At 71.5% G+C, this 17,466-nt stretch carries 16 protein-coding genes; 10 read left to right on the plus strand and 6 right to left on the minus strand.

Going from position 1 to position 17,466, the window contains the following annotated elements:
• Positions 1-7: 7 nt before the first annotated feature.
• Positions 8-1,270 (plus strand): RNA polymerase sigma factor, encoded by a 1,263-nt coding sequence (locus LQ326_RS08105; protein ID WP_234534134.1) that lies wholly within the window; start codon positions 8-10, stop codon positions 1,268-1,270.
• Between the two features lie 136 nt (positions 1,271-1,406).
• Here LQ326_RS08105 and LQ326_RS08110 read toward each other — a convergent pair whose 3' ends face one another.
• A complete protein-coding gene (locus LQ326_RS08110; protein ID WP_234534135.1) occupies positions 1,407-2,585 on the minus strand; it encodes a class I SAM-dependent methyltransferase in 1,179 nt (392 codons plus the stop codon).
• Between the two features lie 91 nt (positions 2,586-2,676).
• Between LQ326_RS08110 and LQ326_RS08115 the strand changes: the two genes are divergently transcribed.
• The 4 genes from LQ326_RS08115 to groL all read left to right on the plus strand — a co-directional run bounded on the left by LQ326_RS08115 (position 2,677) and on the right by groL (position 6,734).
• On the plus strand, positions 2,677-3,585 hold the full coding sequence (locus LQ326_RS08115; RefSeq protein ID WP_234534136.1) for a polysaccharide deacetylase family protein: 909 nt from the start codon (positions 2,677-2,679) through the stop codon (positions 3,583-3,585).
• Entirely contained in the window at positions 3,582-4,385 is an 804-nt protein-coding gene (locus LQ326_RS08120) for a polysaccharide deacetylase family protein (protein WP_234534139.1), read from the plus strand. The genes LQ326_RS08115 and LQ326_RS08120 overlap by 4 nt, the downstream gene beginning before the upstream one ends.
• Positions 4,386-4,681: 296 nt before the next feature.
• Complete coding sequence (groES, locus tag LQ326_RS08125; RefSeq protein ID WP_004955293.1) at positions 4,682-4,990, plus strand: co-chaperone GroES; 309 nt, start codon at positions 4,682-4,684, stop codon at positions 4,988-4,990.
• 118 nt (positions 4,991-5,108) lie between these two features.
• Positions 5,109-6,734: a chaperonin GroEL gene (groL, locus tag LQ326_RS08130; RefSeq protein ID WP_234534141.1), complete on the plus strand. Its 1,626-nt coding sequence runs from the start codon at positions 5,109-5,111 to the stop codon at positions 6,732-6,734.
• A gap of 83 nt (positions 6,735-6,817) precedes the next feature.
• Here groL and LQ326_RS08135 read toward each other — a convergent pair whose 3' ends face one another.
• The 3 genes from LQ326_RS08135 to LQ326_RS08145 all read right to left on the minus strand — a co-directional run bounded on the left by LQ326_RS08135 (position 6,818) and on the right by LQ326_RS08145 (position 9,176).
• Positions 6,818-7,525, minus strand: coding sequence for an ester cyclase (locus LQ326_RS08135; RefSeq protein WP_234534143.1), 708 nt, complete (start codon positions 7,523-7,525; stop codon positions 6,818-6,820).
• Between the two features lie 111 nt (positions 7,526-7,636).
• A complete protein-coding gene (locus tag LQ326_RS08140) occupies positions 7,637-8,410 on the minus strand; it encodes an SDR family NAD(P)-dependent oxidoreductase (protein WP_234534144.1) in 774 nt (257 codons plus the stop codon).
• Between the two features lie 97 nt (positions 8,411-8,507).
• Complete coding sequence (locus LQ326_RS08145; RefSeq protein ID WP_234534146.1) at positions 8,508-9,176, minus strand: MOSC domain-containing protein; 669 nt, start codon at positions 9,174-9,176, stop codon at positions 8,508-8,510.
• Positions 9,177-9,255: 79 nt separating this feature from the next.
• On the opposite strand from LQ326_RS08145, the gene LQ326_RS08150 reads away from it, so the two are divergent.
• Positions 9,256-10,155, plus strand: coding sequence for a LysR family transcriptional regulator (locus LQ326_RS08150; protein WP_234534147.1), 900 nt, complete (start codon positions 9,256-9,258; stop codon positions 10,153-10,155).
• A gap of 138 nt (positions 10,156-10,293) precedes the next feature.
• Here LQ326_RS08150 and LQ326_RS08155 read toward each other — a convergent pair whose 3' ends face one another.
• A complete protein-coding gene (locus LQ326_RS08155) occupies positions 10,294-10,623 on the minus strand; it encodes a WhiB family transcriptional regulator (RefSeq protein ID WP_234534149.1) in 330 nt (109 codons plus the stop codon).
• A gap of 380 nt (positions 10,624-11,003) precedes the next feature.
• Here LQ326_RS08155 and LQ326_RS08160 point away from each other — a divergent pair, with 380 nt between their 5' ends.
• The 4 genes from LQ326_RS08160 to LQ326_RS08175 all read left to right on the plus strand — a co-directional run bounded on the left by LQ326_RS08160 (position 11,004) and on the right by LQ326_RS08175 (position 15,423).
• The gene (locus tag LQ326_RS08160) at positions 11,004-11,615 is read left to right on the plus strand and encodes a response regulator transcription factor (protein ID WP_003948568.1); all 612 of its coding nucleotides are present in this window, start codon (positions 11,004-11,006) and stop codon (positions 11,613-11,615) included.
• 288 nt (positions 11,616-11,903) lie between these two features.
• Positions 11,904-12,491 (plus strand): sigma-70 family RNA polymerase sigma factor, encoded by a 588-nt coding sequence (locus tag LQ326_RS08165; protein ID WP_089099378.1) that lies wholly within the window; start codon positions 11,904-11,906, stop codon positions 12,489-12,491.
• Between the two features lie 165 nt (positions 12,492-12,656).
• Positions 12,657-14,159 carry an IMP dehydrogenase gene (gene guaB / locus LQ326_RS08170; RefSeq protein WP_234534151.1) on the plus strand — a complete coding sequence of 501 codons (1,503 nt, stop codon included), beginning with the start codon at positions 12,657-12,659 and terminating at the stop codon, positions 14,157-14,159.
• A 139-nt stretch (positions 14,160-14,298) separates the two neighbouring features.
• A complete protein-coding gene (locus LQ326_RS08175) occupies positions 14,299-15,423 on the plus strand; it encodes a GuaB3 family IMP dehydrogenase-related protein (RefSeq protein ID WP_234534153.1) in 1,125 nt (374 codons plus the stop codon).
• Between the two features lie 727 nt (positions 15,424-16,150).
• Here the strand turns inward: LQ326_RS08175 and LQ326_RS08180 are convergent.
• The gene (locus tag LQ326_RS08180) at positions 16,151-17,359 is read right to left on the minus strand and encodes a nucleotide sugar dehydrogenase (RefSeq protein ID WP_234534155.1); all 1,209 of its coding nucleotides are present in this window, start codon (positions 17,357-17,359) and stop codon (positions 16,151-16,153) included.
• Positions 17,360-17,466 lie beyond the last annotated feature (107 nt).

A 17,466-nucleotide genomic window follows, 5' to 3' on the forward strand; every position in this document is an offset into this window, starting at 1 on the left:
GGGGGCTGTGAGCACGCAGCCCCCCGCCGAGGCCGACCCCCGCCACGCCATCGAGACCGTCTTCCGGCTCGAAGCGCCCCGCGTGATCGCCGGCGTCGCCCGGATCGTCCGGGACATCGGCATCGCGGAGGAACTGGCGCAGGACGCGCTCGTCGCCGCCCTGGAGCAGTGGCCCCGGGACGGCGTGCCCGGCAACCCGGGCGCCTGGCTCACGGCCACCGCCCGCCACCGCGCCGTCGACCTCGTCCGGCGCCGGGAGAACTACGCCCGCAAGCTCGCGGAGATCGGCCGCAGCATGACGACGGCGGCCCCGCCCGAGGAGCCCGCCGACCCGGACGACATCGACGACGACCTGCTCCGCCTGGTCTTCACCGCCTGTCATCCGGTGCTGTCGCCCGAGGCCCGCACGGCGCTCACCCTGCGTCTCCTGGGCGGCCTGACCACGGCCGAGATCGCCCGCGCCTTCCTGGTCCCCGAGCCGACGATCGCCCAGCGCATCGTCCGCGCCAAGCGCACCCTCGCGACGAGGGACATCGCCTTCGAGGTGCCGTACGGGCCCGACCGCGAGGCCCGGCTCGGCTCGGTCCTGGACGTCATCTACCTGATCTACAACGAGGGGTACGCGGCCACGGCGGGCGACGACTGGCTGCGCCCGGCGCTGTGCGAGGACGCGCTGCGGCTGGCCCGCGTCCTGGCGGGGCTGATGCCGAAGGAGCCGGAGGTGCACGCACTCACCGCCCTCCTGGAGTTCCAGTCCTCGCGCACGGCCGCCCGCACCGGCCCCGACGGTGAGCCGGTCCTCCTGCGGGACCAGAACCGCCGCCGCTGGAACCGCATGCTCATCGCCCGCGGCATCAGGGCCCTGGCCCGCGCGGACGCCGTGGCGACCGGGGCCCCGGGGCCGTACGCCCTCCAGGCGGCCATCGCGGCCTGCCACGCGCACGCGTACACGTACGAGGAGACCGACTGGACGGCCATCGCCACCCTGTACGGCCTGCTGGCCGCCCGGTCGCCGTCCCCGGTCGTCGAGCTGAACCGCGCGGTGGCCGTGTCGATGACCGAGGGTCCCGCGGCGGCCCTGGCGATCGTGGACCCGCTGACCGCCGCACCCGCCCTGAGGGACTACCACCTGCTGCCGAGCGTGCGCGGCGACATCCTCGCCCGCCTGGGGCGTACGGCGGAGGCCCGGGCCGAGTTCGAACGCGCGGCGGCACTGGCCCGCAACGAACGGGAACGCGAGCTGCTGCTGCGGCGGGCGCGGGAGCTCTGAGCAGGCCGGAGACGGCCCCACGCCCCGGAGGGGCGTGGGGCCGTCTCCGATGTGCGGCTGCCGCCGCGTGGGCGCGACCGGCCACGACGGTGCGGCGGACGCTCGACGGCACGTCGCGGCACGTCCGGCGGAGCGCTCAGGGACGTGCCGGGCGGCCCAGCAGCATGGTCGGGGCCCCGGCCACCCGGGTCAGGAAGACGGTCGCCGAGTTGCGTCCCTGCGGCTTCGGCAGGGCCTTCCTGCGCAGTTCCTCCGGCTCCACGGCCGAGCCGCGCTTCTTCACGGTCAGGTTGCCGACCTCGCGCTCCCGCAGCAGCGCCTTCAGCTTCTTGACGTTGAAGGGGAGTTCGTCGGTGATCTCGTACGGCGTCGCGTAGGCGGTGGTGCGCAGGGTGTCGGCCGTGACGTAGGCGATCGTCGGGTCGATCAGGCCGCCGGTGAGCTCCTCGGCCACCTCGGCGACCAGGTGGGCGCGGATGACGGCGCCGTCCGGCTCGTAGAGGTAGCGGCCGACCGGGCGGACGGCGGGGTCGGGAAGGCCGCGGCCGAGCAGGGTGCGGGGGCCGGGCAGGAGGGTGGCGCGGACGGCCCCCGGGGCGCCGGTGCCGAACCACAGGACGGCTTCCTTCACGTCTCCCGCGTCCGAGATCCACTCCGCCTCGGCGTCCGCCGGGACCGCTTCGTGCGGGATGCCCGGGGCGATCTTCAGCGCGGCGGTCCGTGCCGCCCGGGCCGCCTCGACCGCCCAGGACAGGGGCGGTGAGTAGGCCTCCGGGTCGAAGACACGGCCCCGGCCGCCGCGCCGGGCCGGGTCGACGAAGACGGCGTCGTGGCCGGCCGTGTCCACCTCCTGGACGTCCGCCTCCCGGACCTCGATCAGGCCGGCGAGCCCGAGCGCGTCGGCGTTCGCCCGCGCGGTGGCCGCCGTCACCGGATCCCGGTCCACGGCGAGGACGCGGATGCCGGCCCGCGCGAGCGCGATCGCGTCGCCCCCGATCCCGCAGCACAGGTCGGCCACCGAGGTCACCCCGAGCGCCTTCAGCCGCTGGGCCCGGTAGGTGGCGACACTCGCCCGCGTCGACTGCTCGACCCCGTTCGGCGTGAAGAACATGCGGTCCGCGTCCGCCGCCCCGAACTTCGCCGCCGCCCGCTGCCGCAGCCGGGCCTGGCCCAGCGCGGCCGACACCAGCTCGGCGGGGTGTTCGCGGCGCAGCCGGGTGGCGACCGCGAGCTCGTCGGCGGGCGCGGTGCCGCGCACCTCGTCGAGGAGGGCGCGGCCCTCGGGGGTGAGGAGGGGGGAGAGGTGGTCGTTCACCGGGTCATTGTCGGCCAGTCGGTGGATGGTTCGCCGCCGGCCCGCGGTGTCTGCCGGGGTTCCGGGGAGGTGGCTGGAAAGATCCGGCACCATGCGAGCAGTCGTACAAAATGACAAAAATAGGGTGCCTTTGGCCGGCGCCGCCCTGGCCGCGGTAGCCGCCGTCGCCGTCGTCTCCGGCTGCGCCGGACCGGCGGGCGAGTCCGAGGTCCGTCCCGCCGCGGGCCAGCAGGCCCACCGGGCCGCCGCCCCGGACTCCCACGCCGCCCCGGACGACCATGCCGCCCTGGCCGCCGCCGCCCGGCGCTGGGGGCTGGACGCGGTCCCGCTGCGCCCCCCGGCCCCGCCCAAGCACAAGCCGAGGATCACCGCTCGCGACGGCTTCGAGGTGGACGGCCAGGTGGAGGACGACCTGCCCCCGGTCTTCACCACCGTCCCCACCAAGGAGAAGGTCGTCTTCCTGACCATCGACGACGGCGCCGAGAAGGACCCGGCCTTCCTGCGGATGATGAGCGAGCTGCGGATCCCCTACACCGCGTTCCTCAGCAACTACCTGGTCAAGGACGACTACGGCTACTTCCGCCGGATGCAGGCCGAGGGCCACACCCTCAACAACCACACCCTCACCCACCCCTACCTGCCCGGTCTGACCTACGACGAGCAGAAGCACGAGATCTGCGGCATGCAGGACATCATGAAGAGGCAGTTCGGCAAGGCGCCGACGGTCTTCCGCCCGCCCTACGGCAACTACAACGGCGACACCCTGCGCGCCGCCAAGACCTGCGGCATCAAGTACGCGCCGATCTGGGACGAGGAGGTGTACGTCGACCACTGGGAGTACCGCGAGTGGGACCGCGGACTGCACCCCGGCGACATCGTCCTCACCCACTTCCGGGGCCGTGACGACTGGGACGGCACCATGGTCGACGACATGCGCCGCTTTCTGAACAAGGTCACCCGCGACGGTTACGCGGTGGCGCGCCTGGAGGACTACCTGTGAGCCGACCGAGGGCGGCGGCCGCGCTCCTGGCCGCCGCCCTCCTGCTGTCGGCCTGCGCGCCGTCCGTCGACCCCATCGAACGGCTCGGCAGGAAGGCGGCCGACCGGGTGCGCCCGCACGGCCCGGCGGGCGAGCCGGCGTACCGCAGGTGGGGGCTGGCCGCCCCGCTCTCCCCGGCCCCGCGCCCGCCGCTGCACCCGCTGTCCTTCCACACCGTCCGCCCGCCGGTCGTCGACCACGTCCCCACGTCCGACCGGGTGGTCTTCCTGACGTACGACGACGGCGCCGAGAAGGACCCCCGCTTCGTGGACATGGTCCGCGAACTGCGCCTGCCGGTGAGCATGTTCCTCACGGACAGCGTGGTCGGCCCCGGCTACGGCCACTTCGCCCGCCTCCAGTCGGTCGGCGCGAGCGTCCAGAACCACACCCTCGACCACCCGGCCATGCCCGGCCTGCCGTACGCCGGCCAGCGCGCCGAGATCTGCGGCCAGCAGGAGAAGCTGAAGTCCCGCTTCGGCATCCGCCCGCGCCTCTTCCGCCCGCCCTACGGCATCTACGACGCCACCACCCTGCGCGCGGCGGCCGACTGCGGGGTCACGGCGGTGGTCCTGTGGCGGGCGGCGATGACCCCTGACGGCATCACCTACCGGCACGGCGACAAGCAGCTCCGCCCCGGCGACATCATCCTGGTGGGCCCCGACGAGGCCCTCGGCCCGCCCCTCAGGGAGCGCACCGCCCGGCTGCTGCGCCGGGTGCAGGCGAGCGGTCTGACGGTGGGCCGGCTGGAGGACTACCTCTGAACCAGCCCGTCCGGCGTTTGAGGACGAGGCCGAAGGCCGAAGGGGGGTCTGGGGGCATAGCCCCCAGGGACGGCCACCGCAACTCCGGTCACCGTGGTTTTTTCGGCGCCGCGCCGCAGGCAATTGGCACTCCGCTTGACCGAGTGCTAATCGCGGTCATAGTCTCGGCTCTGGCACTCGGCAGATGAGAGTGCCAACAACGCGACGGGCAGATCCGGCACCCGCGACGACGGATCGACCTGGTCGCCACCTCAGACAGTTAACCCCGTGAGATCTCCGAAGGGGGAGGTCGGATCGTGACGACCGCCAGCTCCAAGGTTGCCATCAAGCCGCTTGAGGACCGCATCGTGGTCCAGCCGCTCGACGCAGAGCAGACCACGGCCTCCGGCCTGGTCATCCCGGACACCGCGAAGGAGAAGCCCCAGGAGGGCGCCGTCCTCGCCGTGGGTCCGGGCCGTTTCGAGAACGGCGAGCGCCTGCCGCTCGACGTCAAGGTCGGCGATGTCGTGCTGTACAGCAAGTACGGCGGCACCGAGGTGAAGTACAACGGCGACGAGTACCTCGTCCTCTCGGCCCGCGACGTGCTCGCGATCATCGAGAAGTAATTCACCTCAAGCACACTCTGCTTTGAGCTGCGCCCCTGGCCCCCGCGACCTTATGAAGCCGGGCGTCGGGGGCGCGGTTCGTTTCACCCACGCTTTCCGAGAGGGCTGAACCGCTCCCATGGCGAAGATCCTGAAGTTCGACGAGGACGCCCGTCGCGCCCTTGAGCGCGGCGTCAACAAGCTTGCCGACACGGTGAAGGTGACGATCGGCCCCAAGGGCCGCAACGTCGTCATCGACAAGAAGTTCGGCGCCCCCACCATCACCAACGACGGTGTCACCATCGCCCGCGAGGTCGAGCTCGACGACCCGTACGAGAACCTCGGCGCCCAGCTGGTGAAGGAGGTGGCGACCAAGACCAACGACATCGCGGGTGACGGTACGACCACCGCCACCGTGCTGGCCCAGGCGCTCGTCCGCGAGGGCCTGAAGAACGTCGCCGCCGGTGCCTCCCCGGCCTCCCTGAAGAAGGGCATCGACGCCGCCGTGGCCGCCGTCTCCGACGAGCTGCTCGCTTCGGCCCGCCCGATCGAGGAGAAGTCCGACATCGCCGCCGTCGCCGCGCTGTCCGCCCAGGACGCGCAGGTCGGCGAGCTCATCGCCGAGGCGATGGACAAGGTCGGCAAGGACGGTGTCATCACCGTCGAGGAGTCCAACACCTTCGGCCTGGAGCTGGACTTCACCGAGGGCATGGCCTTCGACAAGGGCTACCTGTCGCCGTACTTCGTGACGGACCAGGAGCGCATGGAGGCCGTCCTGGAGGACCCCTACATCCTCATCAACCAGGGCAAGATCTCCTCCATCGCGGACCTGCTCCCGCTGCTGGAGAAGGTCATCCAGGCGGGTGCCTCCAAGCCGCTGCTGATCATCGCCGAGGACGTCGAGGGTGAGGCCCTCTCCACCCTGGTCGTCAACAAGATCCGCGGCACCTTCAACGCGGTCGCGGTCAAGGCCCCCGGCTTCGGCGACCGCCGCAAGGCGATGCTGGAGGACCTGGCGATCCTCACCGGCGGCACGGTCATCTCCGAGGAGGTCGGCCTCAAGCTCGACCAGGTCGGCCTGGACGTGCTGGGCTCCGCCCGCCGGGTCACGGTCACCAAGGACGACACCACGGTCGTCGACGGTGCGGGCGACTCCTCGGCCGTCACCGGCCGCGTCGCCCAGATCAAGGCCGAGATCGAGAACACCGACTCCGACTGGGACCGCGAGAAGCTCCAGGAGCGCCTCGCCAAGCTGGCCGGCGGCGTGTGCGTGATCAAGGTCGGCGCCGCCACCGAGGTGGAGCTGAAGGAGAAGAAGCACCGTCTGGAGGACGCCATCTCCGCGACCCGCGCCGCGGTCGAGGAGGGCATCGTCTCCGGTGGTGGCTCCGCGCTGGTCCACGCCGTGAAGGTCCTGGAGGGCAACCTCGGCAAGACCGGCGACGAGGCCACCGGTGTCTCCGTGGTCCGCAAGGCCGCCGTCGAGCCGCTGCGCTGGATCGCCGAGAACGCCGGCCTGGAGGGCTACGTCATCGTCTCCAAGGTCGCCGACCTGGAGAAGGGCAACGGCTACAACGCCGCCACCGGCGAGTACGGCGACCTGGTCAAGGCCGGCGTCATCGACCCGGTCAAGGTCACCCGCTCCGCCCTGGAGAACGCCGCCTCCATCGCCTCCCTGCTGCTGACGACCGAGACCCTGGTCGTCGAGAAGAAGGAAGAGGAAGAGGCCGCCGCCGCGGGCCACTCCCACGGCCACTCCCACTGAGGCAGCAGTCTCTGAGGAAGCCCCCGTCCCCGGTCGTCCGCCGGGAACGGGGGCTTCGCCCCTCGCGGGCTTTCACTGTGGTCTTACTTCTCCAGCTCGTCCAGTGCTCCGAGCTGACTCATCAGCCCCAGCCGGTCGTACTGCCACCAGCCCTCGGCGATCTTCCCGCCGGTGTCGAAGCGGTGGACGGTGGTGCCGGTCATGCTGACCTGCCGTCCGGTGTTCGGCAGCCCCAGGAACTCATCCATCTGCACGCCCGTCCAGAGCCACCGGGTGCACACCCGGTCCTCCTGGGCGATCTGGTCCTCGACGAGGAACGTGAAGTCGAAGGCGGCCCGCCACATCTCCGCCTCGCGCCGTATCGCGTCCATGCCGATGGTGTCCCGCTCGTTGGCCGGATCGTGGTTGTGGCAGTCCTCCGCGAGCAGACCGTCCAGCGGAGCGAGCGGCCCGGCCGCGGCGAGCGTCTCGAAGAGCCGCCGCGCGGTGCCGGCGAACAGCCGCTCGTCGCGCACCACGTCCAGATCGGTGAACGTCGGCGCCCCCTCGCAGAGCGCCAGCAGCTCATGGAACACCTTGCCGGTCTCCGGGAGACGCGAGGTGCGCATCGCCTCCTCGTACGACGGGAACTCCACGATCTCCACGACGTGCTCCGCGTCGGAGCGGTCCTTGCCGAGCAGCGCGTGCGTCGCCGTCCGCTTCCCCTTGGTCTGCTCGACCCACCTGTCCATCAGCCGGTCCATCTCGTCGAACCGCCTGGTCCTGCACTCGATGAGCTGCACGAACGTCATGAAACCGCCTCCGGCCCCCCTGCGGGCGCGACCGAACGACACCATCGTCTCACCGGCCCGGTCCGCCCCGCGCGCGGTGCCGCCGGGGCTTACGCGCGGTGCGCCGGGGGCTTACTGCGGCCCGTACTTGCGCCCCGTCTTCGAGCTGATCCCGCCCACCAGGCCGCGCGGGGCCAACTTCGCGAGGCCCGTGAGCACCTTGTAGCGGGGATCCGGGATCGACAGGGTCTTGCCGCGCGCGAGGTCCGCCAGCGCCGCCGCGACCAGCTTGTCGGCGTCCAGCCACATCCAGCCCGGGATGTTGTCCGTGCCCATTCCAGCCCGCTGGTGGAACTCCGTACGCACGAAACCCGGCGCCAGTGCCATCAGCCGGACCCCGCTGCCCGCGAGATCGCGCGCCGCGCCCTGGGTGAACTGCACGACCCACGCCTTGGAGGCGCCGTACGTCCCGCGCGGCAGGAAGGCCGCCACCGACGCCACGTTGACCACCCCGCCGCGGCCGCGCTCCCGCATCGCCTCGGCCGCCGCCGAGGTCAGCCGCAGCACCGCCTCGCAGTGCACCTTGAGCATGCGCAGCTCGTCGGCCATCGAGACGTCCAGGTAGCGGCCCTTGTTGCCGAAGCCGGCGTTGTTGACCAGCAGGTCGACGGGGTTCTTGCGGTCGCCGAGCCGGGCGGCCACCGACTCGATGCCGGCCTCCTCGGCCAGGTCGGCGGTGAGCACCTCCGCCTCGATGCCGTGCCGGTCGTGCAGCTCGGTCGCCTGCTCGCGCAGCCGTTTGGTGTCCCGGGCCACCAGGACGAGGTTGTGCCCGTCAGCCGCCAGGCGCCGCGCGAACGCGGCACCGATCCCCGCGGTCGATCCCGTAATCAGAGCCGTTGTCATGGGCCAAGGGTAGTTACCCGGACTGACGGCGTCCGCTGTGCGCACCGGCTCTCCCGAAGGATGAAGCACCGGTGAACGCCGTGCGCGTGACGGCCGTTCAGCCGCTCTGCGCCGCGACGTACTTCCGCGCCTGCGCCAGCGCCTCCGGGTGCAGTGCCGCGCCCGCCGCGAGCAACCGGGGCAGCAGCTCACGCTCGGTGGTGGTGGCACGGAACTCCATCGCCGCCGTCACGCCGTGCTCCGGCTGGTGGATGATCTCGATCGGGTCACCGGCCCGGATCTCACCCGGTTCGATCACCCGGAGGTAGGCACCGGTCGCACCCTTCCGGGTGAACCTCCTCACCCATCCCCGCTCGCCCAGATGGCCCTGAAAAGTGCGGCACGGGATGCGCCCGGAGGTGACCTCGAGTACGAGCCCGGAGCCGATCCGCCAGCGCTCGCCGATCAGCGCGTCCGACACGTTCAGCCCGTTTGTCGTGAGGTTCTCACCGAAACAGCCGTTCGGCAGCCGGCGGCCGAGTTCCTCCTCCCAGACGTCGAGGTCCTCGCGCGCGTAGGCGTACACGGCCTGGTCGTCGCCGCCGTGATGACGCAGGTCGCACACCGCGTCCCCGGCCAGACCGCTGCCCGCGACGCCCTTGGGGCCCGGAGCCGCCACCCGCACCGGCCCGGCCACCGGCCGTTTGTCGACTCCGGTCACGCCGTCCAGCTGATCCGTGTACGGCACGGCACGCGCGTGCCCCAGGTTCACCGAGAGAAGCTCCACGCTCCGACGGTAGGGGACACACCCCAAAGCGTCGACCCGTTATCGAGTGCCGCACCCAAGGCCGCCTTATGCTCGAAGGGTGATCGAGGCACGTCATCTCCGCGTCCTGCGCGCCGTCGCCACCACCGGGTCCTTCTCGGCGGCGGGGCGCGAACTGGGCTGCACCCAGCCCGCCGTCTCCCAGCAGATGAAGGCCCTGGAGACCTCCGTCGGGACTCCGCTGCTGGTCCGCACCGGCCGCGAGATGCGCCTGACCCAGGCCGGCGAGGCCCTGGTCCGGCACGCCTCCGGGATTCTCGCCGGGCTCACCGCCGCCGAGGAGGAGGTCGCCGCGATCGCCGGGCTGCGCGCGGGCCGGGTGCGCCTGGTCTCGTTCCCGAGCGGCAGCTCCACCCTGGTCCCGACGGCCCTCGCCGCACTGCGCGCCGCCCACCCCGGCACCCGCGTCTCCCTGGAGGAGGCCGAGCCGCCCAGGTCCGTGGAGCTGCTGCGCGACGGCGACTACGACATCGCGCTGGCCTTCCGCTACGAGGGGGCGGCGGACGCGGGGGAGTGGGACGACCTGGTGGTACGGCCGCTGCTCACCGACCGGCTCGTCGGCCTGGTGCCCGAACGGCACCGGCTCGCCCGCGCGGACTCCGTCGCCCTCGGTGAACTCGCCGACGAATCCTGGATCGCGGGCTGCCCGCGCTGCCGGGGGCAGCTCGTCCAGGCCTGCGAGAGCGCGGGCTTCACGCCCCGCATCGACTTCGCCACCGACGACTACCCGGCCGTGGTCGGCCTGGTCGGCGCGGGTCTGGGCGTCGCGGTCCTGCCCCAGCTGGCGATCGAGTCGGTACGGCCCAGAGGCGCGCGCACGGTGGCGCTGGAGCCCGCGGTACGGCGGGAGATCGTCGCCCTCACCCTGCCCGACCTGGCACAGGTGCCGGCCGTGGCGGCGACGCTGGAGCAGCTGGGCCGGGCGGCCCGGCGGACATGACAAAGCGCGGGCACGCGTGCGTGCCCGAGCGTCGGGCCACGCGTGCGTGCCCGGTCGTCAGCAGACTGTCAACGGAGTGCCGACGGAGGTTCGAGGGACTTGTCAACGGGTTTGTCAACGATGTGAAGAAACGTTCCTTCAGGTGTCGGAGGCGGAGCCGTCGCTGGTGGTCGACGCCGACACCAGCCTGTTGCGCGCCCGCCCCATGAGCTCTTCGCGCTCGTCCTCGGTCAGGCCGCCCCACACGCCGTACGGTTCGCGTACCGCCAGCGCGTGCGCTGCGCACTCCGCGCGGACCGGGCATCTCATGCAGACCTCCTTGGCCGAGTTCTCACGGGCACTCCGAGCCGCCCCGCGCTCGCCCTCGGGATGGAAGAACAGCGAGCTGTCGACCCCGCGGCAGGCGGCCAGGAGCTGCCAGTCCCACAGGTCCGCGTTCGGTCCGGGAAGGCGGGAGAAATCTGCCATTACGTGACCCCTTGTAGCCGTTCTGGGCGGATACGGTGCCAACGACCGTACATCTCCGGTCTAGAGAGATGAAAATATGACTCATTGGCAATCTAGCCCCAGACACCGTGAAACGGGAAGAAAAAGGTCTAAATGGGGCATTGGTTTCGAAGAAAAGTGAGGGTCTGGCGTCCATGTCTGCACCGTGTCCGCACCCTCACGTAGAGTGCCGAATACGGCATGCAGCCCCGTAACTCTTTCGAGTGACCGTCGTTGAGAGTGCGGTGGCGGTTGAAGCAACAAGCGCTCGGGCAGGCGTCCGAGACGTTCGACCGCACAGGTGACGATTCCGTACCAGCCTGGAGGCTCAAGGTGACGCGCATCAGCTGCGGAGGGCGGTCATGACATCCGTCCTCGTCTGCGACGACTCCCCGCTTGCCCGAGAGGCGCTGCGCCGCGCGGTGGCGACCGTGCCCGGTGTCGAGCGCGTGACCACGGCGGCCAACGGCGAGGAAGTCCTCCGCCGCTGGGGCGCCGACCGATCCGACCTGATCCTGATGGACGTGCGCATGCCCGGCCTGGGTGGCGTCGAGACCGTGCGCCGGCTGCTGTCCGCCGACCCCGGCGCGCGCATCATCATGCTCACGGTCGCCGAGGACCTGGACGGCGTGGCTCTCGCCGTGGCCGCCGGCGCCCGCGGCTACCTGCACAAGGACGCCTCACGCGCCGAACTGCGGGCCACTGTGACCCAGGCGCTCGCCGACCCGACCTGGCGGCTGGCCCCGCGCCGCCTCCGCTCGGCCGAGATGGGCGCCGCGCCCACCCTCACCGCACGCGAGATCCAGGTCCTGGAGGGCATGAGCCACGGCCGCTCCAACGCCGAGATCGGCCGCGAGCTGTTCCTCTCCGAGGACACCGTGAAGACCCACGCCCGGCGTCTGTTCAAGAAGCTCGGAGCCTCCGACCGCGCCCACGCGGTGGCCCTCGGCTTCCGCTGGGGACTGGTCCGTTAGCGGGGCGGTGAGCTGCGCCGCAGCGCGGAAGCGGACCGACCGGACGCCCCCGTCCGCCCCACGGTGGGCGGGGTCCGCGAGGCGGCCCGCCCGGGCGGGCCCAAGGGCCTGCTGCCCGTTTCGGCGCGGATGCCGCATCCTTGAGGTGTGGAGTCTCTCGGGGACGAGTCGGTCGAGCGGAAGGGGAGGGCGCAGGAGATGAGTTCCGGCGCACCTGCTCATAACGCTTCGGTGCACAACGACGGACGCGATGCCACGCCGCCGACGGCAGCAGGGCACCATGGACCGATGCGCGACGACGAGGCGGTCACTGCCGTAGGGACGATCGGCGCTCTCGTACATCGCGCCGTAGACGGGGACGAGCAGGCCACGCACGACCTGCTCGCCCATGTCCACCCCCTCGCGCTGCGCTACTGCCGTACCCGCCTGTCCCGCCTCCCGGGCGATGCCCGGCACTTCGTCGAGGACCTCGCACAGGAGGTCTGCGTGGCGGTCCTGCTGGCCCTGCCCCGCTACCGCGACACCGGCCGCCCCTTCGAGGCCTTCGTCTTCGCCATCGCCTCCCACAAGGTCGCCGACCTGCAGCGCGCCGCGATGCGTCACCCCGGCTCCACGGCCGTCCCCTCGGACGAGATGCCGGAACGCCCCGACGACTCCCTCGGCCCCGAGGAGCGCGCGCTGCTCAGCAGCGACGCCGAATGGGCCAAGAAACTCCTGGCCAACCTCCCGGAGAACCAGCGCGAGCTGCTGCTGCTCCGCATCGCGGTGGGCCTCACGGCCGAGGAGACCGGCCAGATGTTGGGAATGTCACCGGGCGCGGTGCGCGTCGCACAGCACCGGGCCCTGAGCCGGCTGCGGGCGCTGGCGGAACAGTAGGGCGGCAGTAGCCGAACGGGTTGAGCCACCCCCGATGAACAGGTGCGCCCCTGTTTCCGTACGAACATACGAAGCCCCGAGCTGAGTCGTACCGTGGAATTCGGGGCGCGTGCTTCCCGTTAGCATGGGCATCCGCACCGTTCAAGGCCATTTGGGGAAGGTGTCATGACTGCCAACGTCGACGGAGTGCCCGGAAAATTCGCGACACTCGGGCTCACCTACGACGACGTGCTGCTGCTGCCGGGCGCATCCGAGGTGCTCCCCAACGCGGTCGACACCTCGTCCCGTATCTCCCGCAACGTCCGGGTCAACATCCCGCTGCTGTCCGCCGCGATGGACAAGGTGACCGAGTCCCGCATGGCCATCGCGATGGCCCGCCTCGGCGGTGTCGGTGTGCTGCACCGCAACCTCTCCGTCGAGGACCAGGTCAACCAGGTCGACCTGGTCAAGCGGTCCGAGTCCGGCATGGTCACCGACCCCATCACGGTGCACCCGGAGGCGACCCTCGCCGAGGCCGACGCGCTGTGCGGCAAGTTCCGCATCAGCGGCGTGCCCGTCACCGACCCGGCCGGCAGGCTGCTCGGTATCGTCACCAACCGCGACATGGCCTTCGAGTCCGACCGCAGCCGCCAGGTGCGCGAGGTCATGACCCCGATGCCGCTGATCACCGGCAAGGTCGGCACCTCCGGTGTCGAGGCCATGGAACTGCTGCGCAAGCACAAGATCGAGAAGCTGCCGCTCGTCGACGACGAGGGCATCCTCCGGGGCCTGATCACGGTCAAGGACTTCGTCAAGGCCGAGAAGTACCCGAACGCCGCCAAGGACACCGAGGGCCGCCTCCTCGTCGGTGCCGCCGTGGGCGCCAGCCCCGAGGCCCTGGAGCGGGCCCAGGCGCTCGCCGAGGCCGGTGTGGACTTCCTGGTCGTCGACACCTCGCACGGCCACAGCAGCAACGCCCTCAGCTGGATGGCGAAGATCAAGTCGAGCGTGGACGTCGACGTGATCGGCGGCAACGTCGCCACCCGCGACGGCGCGCAGGCGCTGATCGACGCCGGCGTCGACGGCATCAAGGTCGGCGTGGGCCCCGGCTCGATCTGTACCACCCGGGTGGTCGCCGGCATCGGCGTCCCGCAGGTCACCGCCATCTACGAGGCCTCCCTCGCGGCCCGTCCCGCCGGCATCCCGCTCATCGGCGACGGCGGTCTGCAGTACTCCGGCGACATCGGCAAGGCCCTCGCGGCCGGCGCCGACACCGTGATGCTCGGCAGCCTGCTCGCCGGCTGCGAGGAGTCCCCCGGCGAGCTGCTCTTCATCAACGGCAAGCAGTTCAAGTCGTACCGCGGCATGGGCTCGCTCGGCGCCATGCAGTCGCGCGGCCAGGGCCGGTCGTACTCGAAGGACCGCTACTTCCAGGCCGACGTCGCCTCCGACGACAAGCTCGTGCCCGAGGGCGTCGAGGGCCAGGTGCCCTACCGCGGCCCGCTGGCCAACGTGCTGCACCAGCTCGTCGGCGGTCTGCGTCAGACCATGGGCTACGTGGGCGCGGCCACGGTCGACGAGATGGAGTCCAAGGGCCGCTTCGTCCGCATCACCTCCGCGGGCCTCAAGGAGAGCCACCCGCACGACATCCAGATGACGGTCGAGGCGCCGAACTACAGCAACAGGTGACGCGTACGCGCGAGCCGTGAGCGACACGCACGCGCGCGTGAGGCTCTTCCAGGGCGGTCCCGGGAGCACCGGGGCCGCCCTTGCCGTACCCGTCGGCGATACTGGAAGACGCTGAAACGCAGAGGGAAAGGCCACAGACGTGACTGAGATCGAGATCGGGCGCGGCAAGCGCGGCCGCCGGGCGTACGCCTTCGACGACATCGCCGTCGTCCCCAGCCGCCGTACGCGGGACCCGAAGGAGGTCTCGATCGCCTGGCAGATCGACGCCTACCGCTTCGAGCTGCCGTTCCTGGCCGCCCCCATGGACTCGGTCGTCTCCCCGGCCACCGCGATCCGCATCGGCGAGCTCGGCGGCCTGGGCGTGCTCAACCTGGAAGGCCTCTGGACCCGGCACGAGGACCCGCAGCCGCTCCTTGACGAGATCATCGGGCTGGACGCCGACACCGCCACCCGTCGCCTCCAGGAGATCTACGCGGCCCCCATCAAGGAGGAACTGATCGGCGCGCGCATCAAGCAGGTGCGCGACTCCGGCGTGGTCACGGCGGCCGCGCTCTCCCCGCAGCGCACCGCGCAGTTCTCCAAGGCGGTCGTGGACGCGGGCGTGGACATCTTCGTCATCCGCGGTACGACGGTCTCCGCGGAGCACGTGTCGTCCTCGCACGAGCCGCTGAACCTGAAGCAGTTCATCTACGAGCTCGACGTCCCGGTGATCGTCGGCGGCTGCGCCACCTACACCGCGGCCCTGCACCTGATGCGCACGGGCGCGGCGGGCGTGCTCGTCGGCTTCGGCGGCGGCGCCGCCCACACCACGCGCAACGTGCTCGGCATCCAGGTCCCCATGGCCACCGCGGTCGCGGACGTCGCAGCCGCCCGCCGCGACTACATGGACGAGTCCGGCGGCCGCTACGTCCACGTGATCGCCGACGGCGGTGTCGGCTGGTCCGGCGACCTTCCCAAGGCGATCGCCTGCGGCGCCGACTCCGTGATGATGGGTTCCCCGCTGGCCCGTGCGACCGACGCGCCGGGCAAGGGCCACCACTGGGGCATGGAGGCCGTCAACGAGGAGCTCCCGCGCGGCAAGAAGGTCGACCTCGGCACGGTCGGCACCATCGAGGAGATCCTCACCGGCCCGTCCCACACCCCCGACGGCTCGATGAACCTCTTCGGCGCCCTGCGCCGCGCCATGGCCACGACCGGCTACAGCGAACTGAAGGAGTTCCAGCGCGTCGAGGTGACGGTGGCGGACTCGCAGCACAAGCGGTAGCCGCCGTACGCGGACGGACGGAGGGCCGGTCACCCCGGGTGGGTGACCGGCCCTTTCGCATGCCCAAGTGCCCTGGTGGGGGCGTGTTTGGCGGGGGAAGGGGCGCGCGGTTGCGTTTGGGGCGAATGTGGGCCGAACGGGTTAAGCGGGGCGGTAGTGTCCTTGCTCGGCGCCCCAGCTTTCTGGGAGCCCCCTTCCAAGGACTTTGTTCCGGACCCCGGCCCTCGGGGCCCGGCCCGATGTCCGACGGACCGTCCACCGGGCCAATGGGCGGCATCGTGGAAGGGGGCGTCCATGGGACGTCACCGCAAGCCCACCCGCTGGGACCGGATCCGTCTGTGGATGGTGAAGTGCCGGAGGAGGTGGATCTTGCGGATTTACGGGCGATGAGCGGCCACCCCCAGGAAAGCTAGGGGTGGACACTCCGTGATTCGCCTTGGAGCCTGCCGCAGTGGCCTCTGCGGTGGGCTCCACCTTTTTTGTACGGTACCGGATCCGCCGTCCGGCGGCCCAGCACTGGAGAGCGGCCGCACCCAAGGAACCCAGGGGCGGACACCCGTTCACTTCCGTAAGTTAGCCCGCGCCCCACCCCGCCCGCCACCAGCTCACGAGCTACAGCCACCCACGCGCCTCCCCGCACCCCCGCGCGCCGGTCAGCGAGCCGCCTTCCGCGGCCCCGAGAACTCCGCCCAGCCTGCGGGCGTCGAGCCCGGCCCGTTCAGCCCGTTCAGAGCCGGTGTGCGGCGCCCGTCGGGGTCGCCCCGCGCGTGTCCAGCAGCAACTGGGCCTTCACCGACAGGCCCTGGAGGTCGTACGTGCGGTGCTGCTGGACCAGGATCGTCAGATCGGCGTCGGCGGCCGCCTCGTAGAGGGAGTCCGCGCGTGGCACCGGACGGTCCAGGACGCTCCAGGACGCGACGTGCGGGTCGTGGTAGCTGACCGAGGCGCCGAGCTCCATGAGACGGATCGCGATCTCCTGGGCGGGGCTGTTCTGCTGGTCGGCGAGGTCCGCCTTGTAGGTGACCCCGAGCAGCAGCACGCGCGCGCCGCGCGCCGACTTGCCGTGCTCGTTGAGGAGGGCGGCGGCGCGCTGGACGACGTACCCCGGCATCCGGCTGTTGACCTGCTGGGCCAGTTCCACCATGCGCAGGCCGCGGCTCGCGCGGCCGGACAGGTCCTGGGCGACGCCGTGGCCGCCGACGCCGGGGCCGGGGCGGAAGGCCTGGAAGCCGAACGGCTTGGTCTCCGCGCAGCGGATCACGTCCCACAGGTCGACCCCCAGGTCATGGCAGAGGACGGCCATCTCGTTGACGAGAGCGATGTTGACGTGCCGGAAGTTGGTCTCCAGGAGCTGCACGGTCTCTGCCTCGCGGGGGCCACGCGCGCGTACCACCTTGTCGGTGAGCCGCCCGTAGAACGTGGCGGCCGACTCCGTGCACGCGGGTGTGAGGCCGCCGATGACCTTCGGGGTGTTGGCCGGCGTGAAGTCGCGGTTGCCGGGATCCACCCGGCTGGGCGAACAGGCGAGGTGGAAGTCGCGGCCCGCGCGCAGGCCGGAGCCCTTCTCCAGCAGGGGCCGCAGGAAGTCCTCCGTCGTCCCTGGATGGACCGGGGACTCCAGGATCACCGTCGTGTGCGGACGCAGCCGCTCGGCCAGGGTGCGCGCGGCGGCCTCCACCTGGCTCAGGTCGAGCCCGCCGTCGGCGCCGCGCGGGGTCGGCGCGCAGATCACGGCGGTACGCACCCGCCCCAGCTGGGACGGGTCCTCCACCACCCGGAAGCCCTTCGCGAGCATCCGGCGCAACTCGGCGGGGCTCAGTGAGCCCGCCTCGGGGCCGGTGGCGTAGCCGATCGTGGAAACGCCGGCGGCCACGGCGGCCTGGGCGAGGGGCAGGCCGTAGGGACCGAGTCCGATGACGGCGAGGTCTGCGGGCATGGCGTGGGCCGTCCTTCCCAGTAACCGAAGCGGGACAGGTGCGCAAGCCCTGTGGACAGGATGAGCGAGGCGCACTGTCAGACTAGGAGTAAATATGACCGTTATGC

Source organism: Streptomyces shenzhenensis (assembly GCF_021462265.1).
GTDB classification, from domain to species: domain Bacteria; phylum Actinomycetota; class Actinomycetes; order Streptomycetales; family Streptomycetaceae; genus Streptomyces; species Streptomyces shenzhenensis.

Excerpts from the sequence above, each read along its gene's own strand:
- LQ326_RS08115 (WP_234534136.1), top strand. The coding sequence starts at position 2,677 with ATGCGAGCAGTCGTACAAAATGACAAAAATAGGGTGCCTTTGGCCGGC.
- groL (WP_234534141.1), top strand. The coding sequence starts at position 5,109 with ATGGCGAAGATCCTGAAGTTCGACGAGGACGCCCGTCGCGCCCTTGAG.
- LQ326_RS08135 (WP_234534143.1), bottom strand. The coding sequence starts at position 7,525 with ATGACGTTCGTGCAGCTCATCGAGTGCAGGACCAGGCGGTTCGACGAG.
- LQ326_RS08140 (WP_234534144.1), bottom strand. The coding sequence starts at position 8,410 with ATGACAACGGCTCTGATTACGGGATCGACCGCGGGGATCGGTGCCGCG.
- LQ326_RS08155 (WP_234534149.1), bottom strand. The coding sequence starts at position 10,623 with ATGGCAGATTTCTCCCGCCTTCCCGGACCGAACGCGGACCTGTGGGAC.
- LQ326_RS08160 (WP_003948568.1), top strand. The coding sequence starts at position 11,004 with ATGACATCCGTCCTCGTCTGCGACGACTCCCCGCTTGCCCGAGAGGCG.
- LQ326_RS08165 (WP_089099378.1), top strand. The coding sequence starts at position 11,904 with ATGCGCGACGACGAGGCGGTCACTGCCGTAGGGACGATCGGCGCTCTC.
- guaB (WP_234534151.1), top strand. The coding sequence starts at position 12,657 with ATGACTGCCAACGTCGACGGAGTGCCCGGAAAATTCGCGACACTCGGG.
- LQ326_RS08180 (WP_234534155.1), bottom strand. The coding sequence starts at position 17,359 with ATGCCCGCAGACCTCGCCGTCATCGGACTCGGTCCCTACGGCCTGCCC.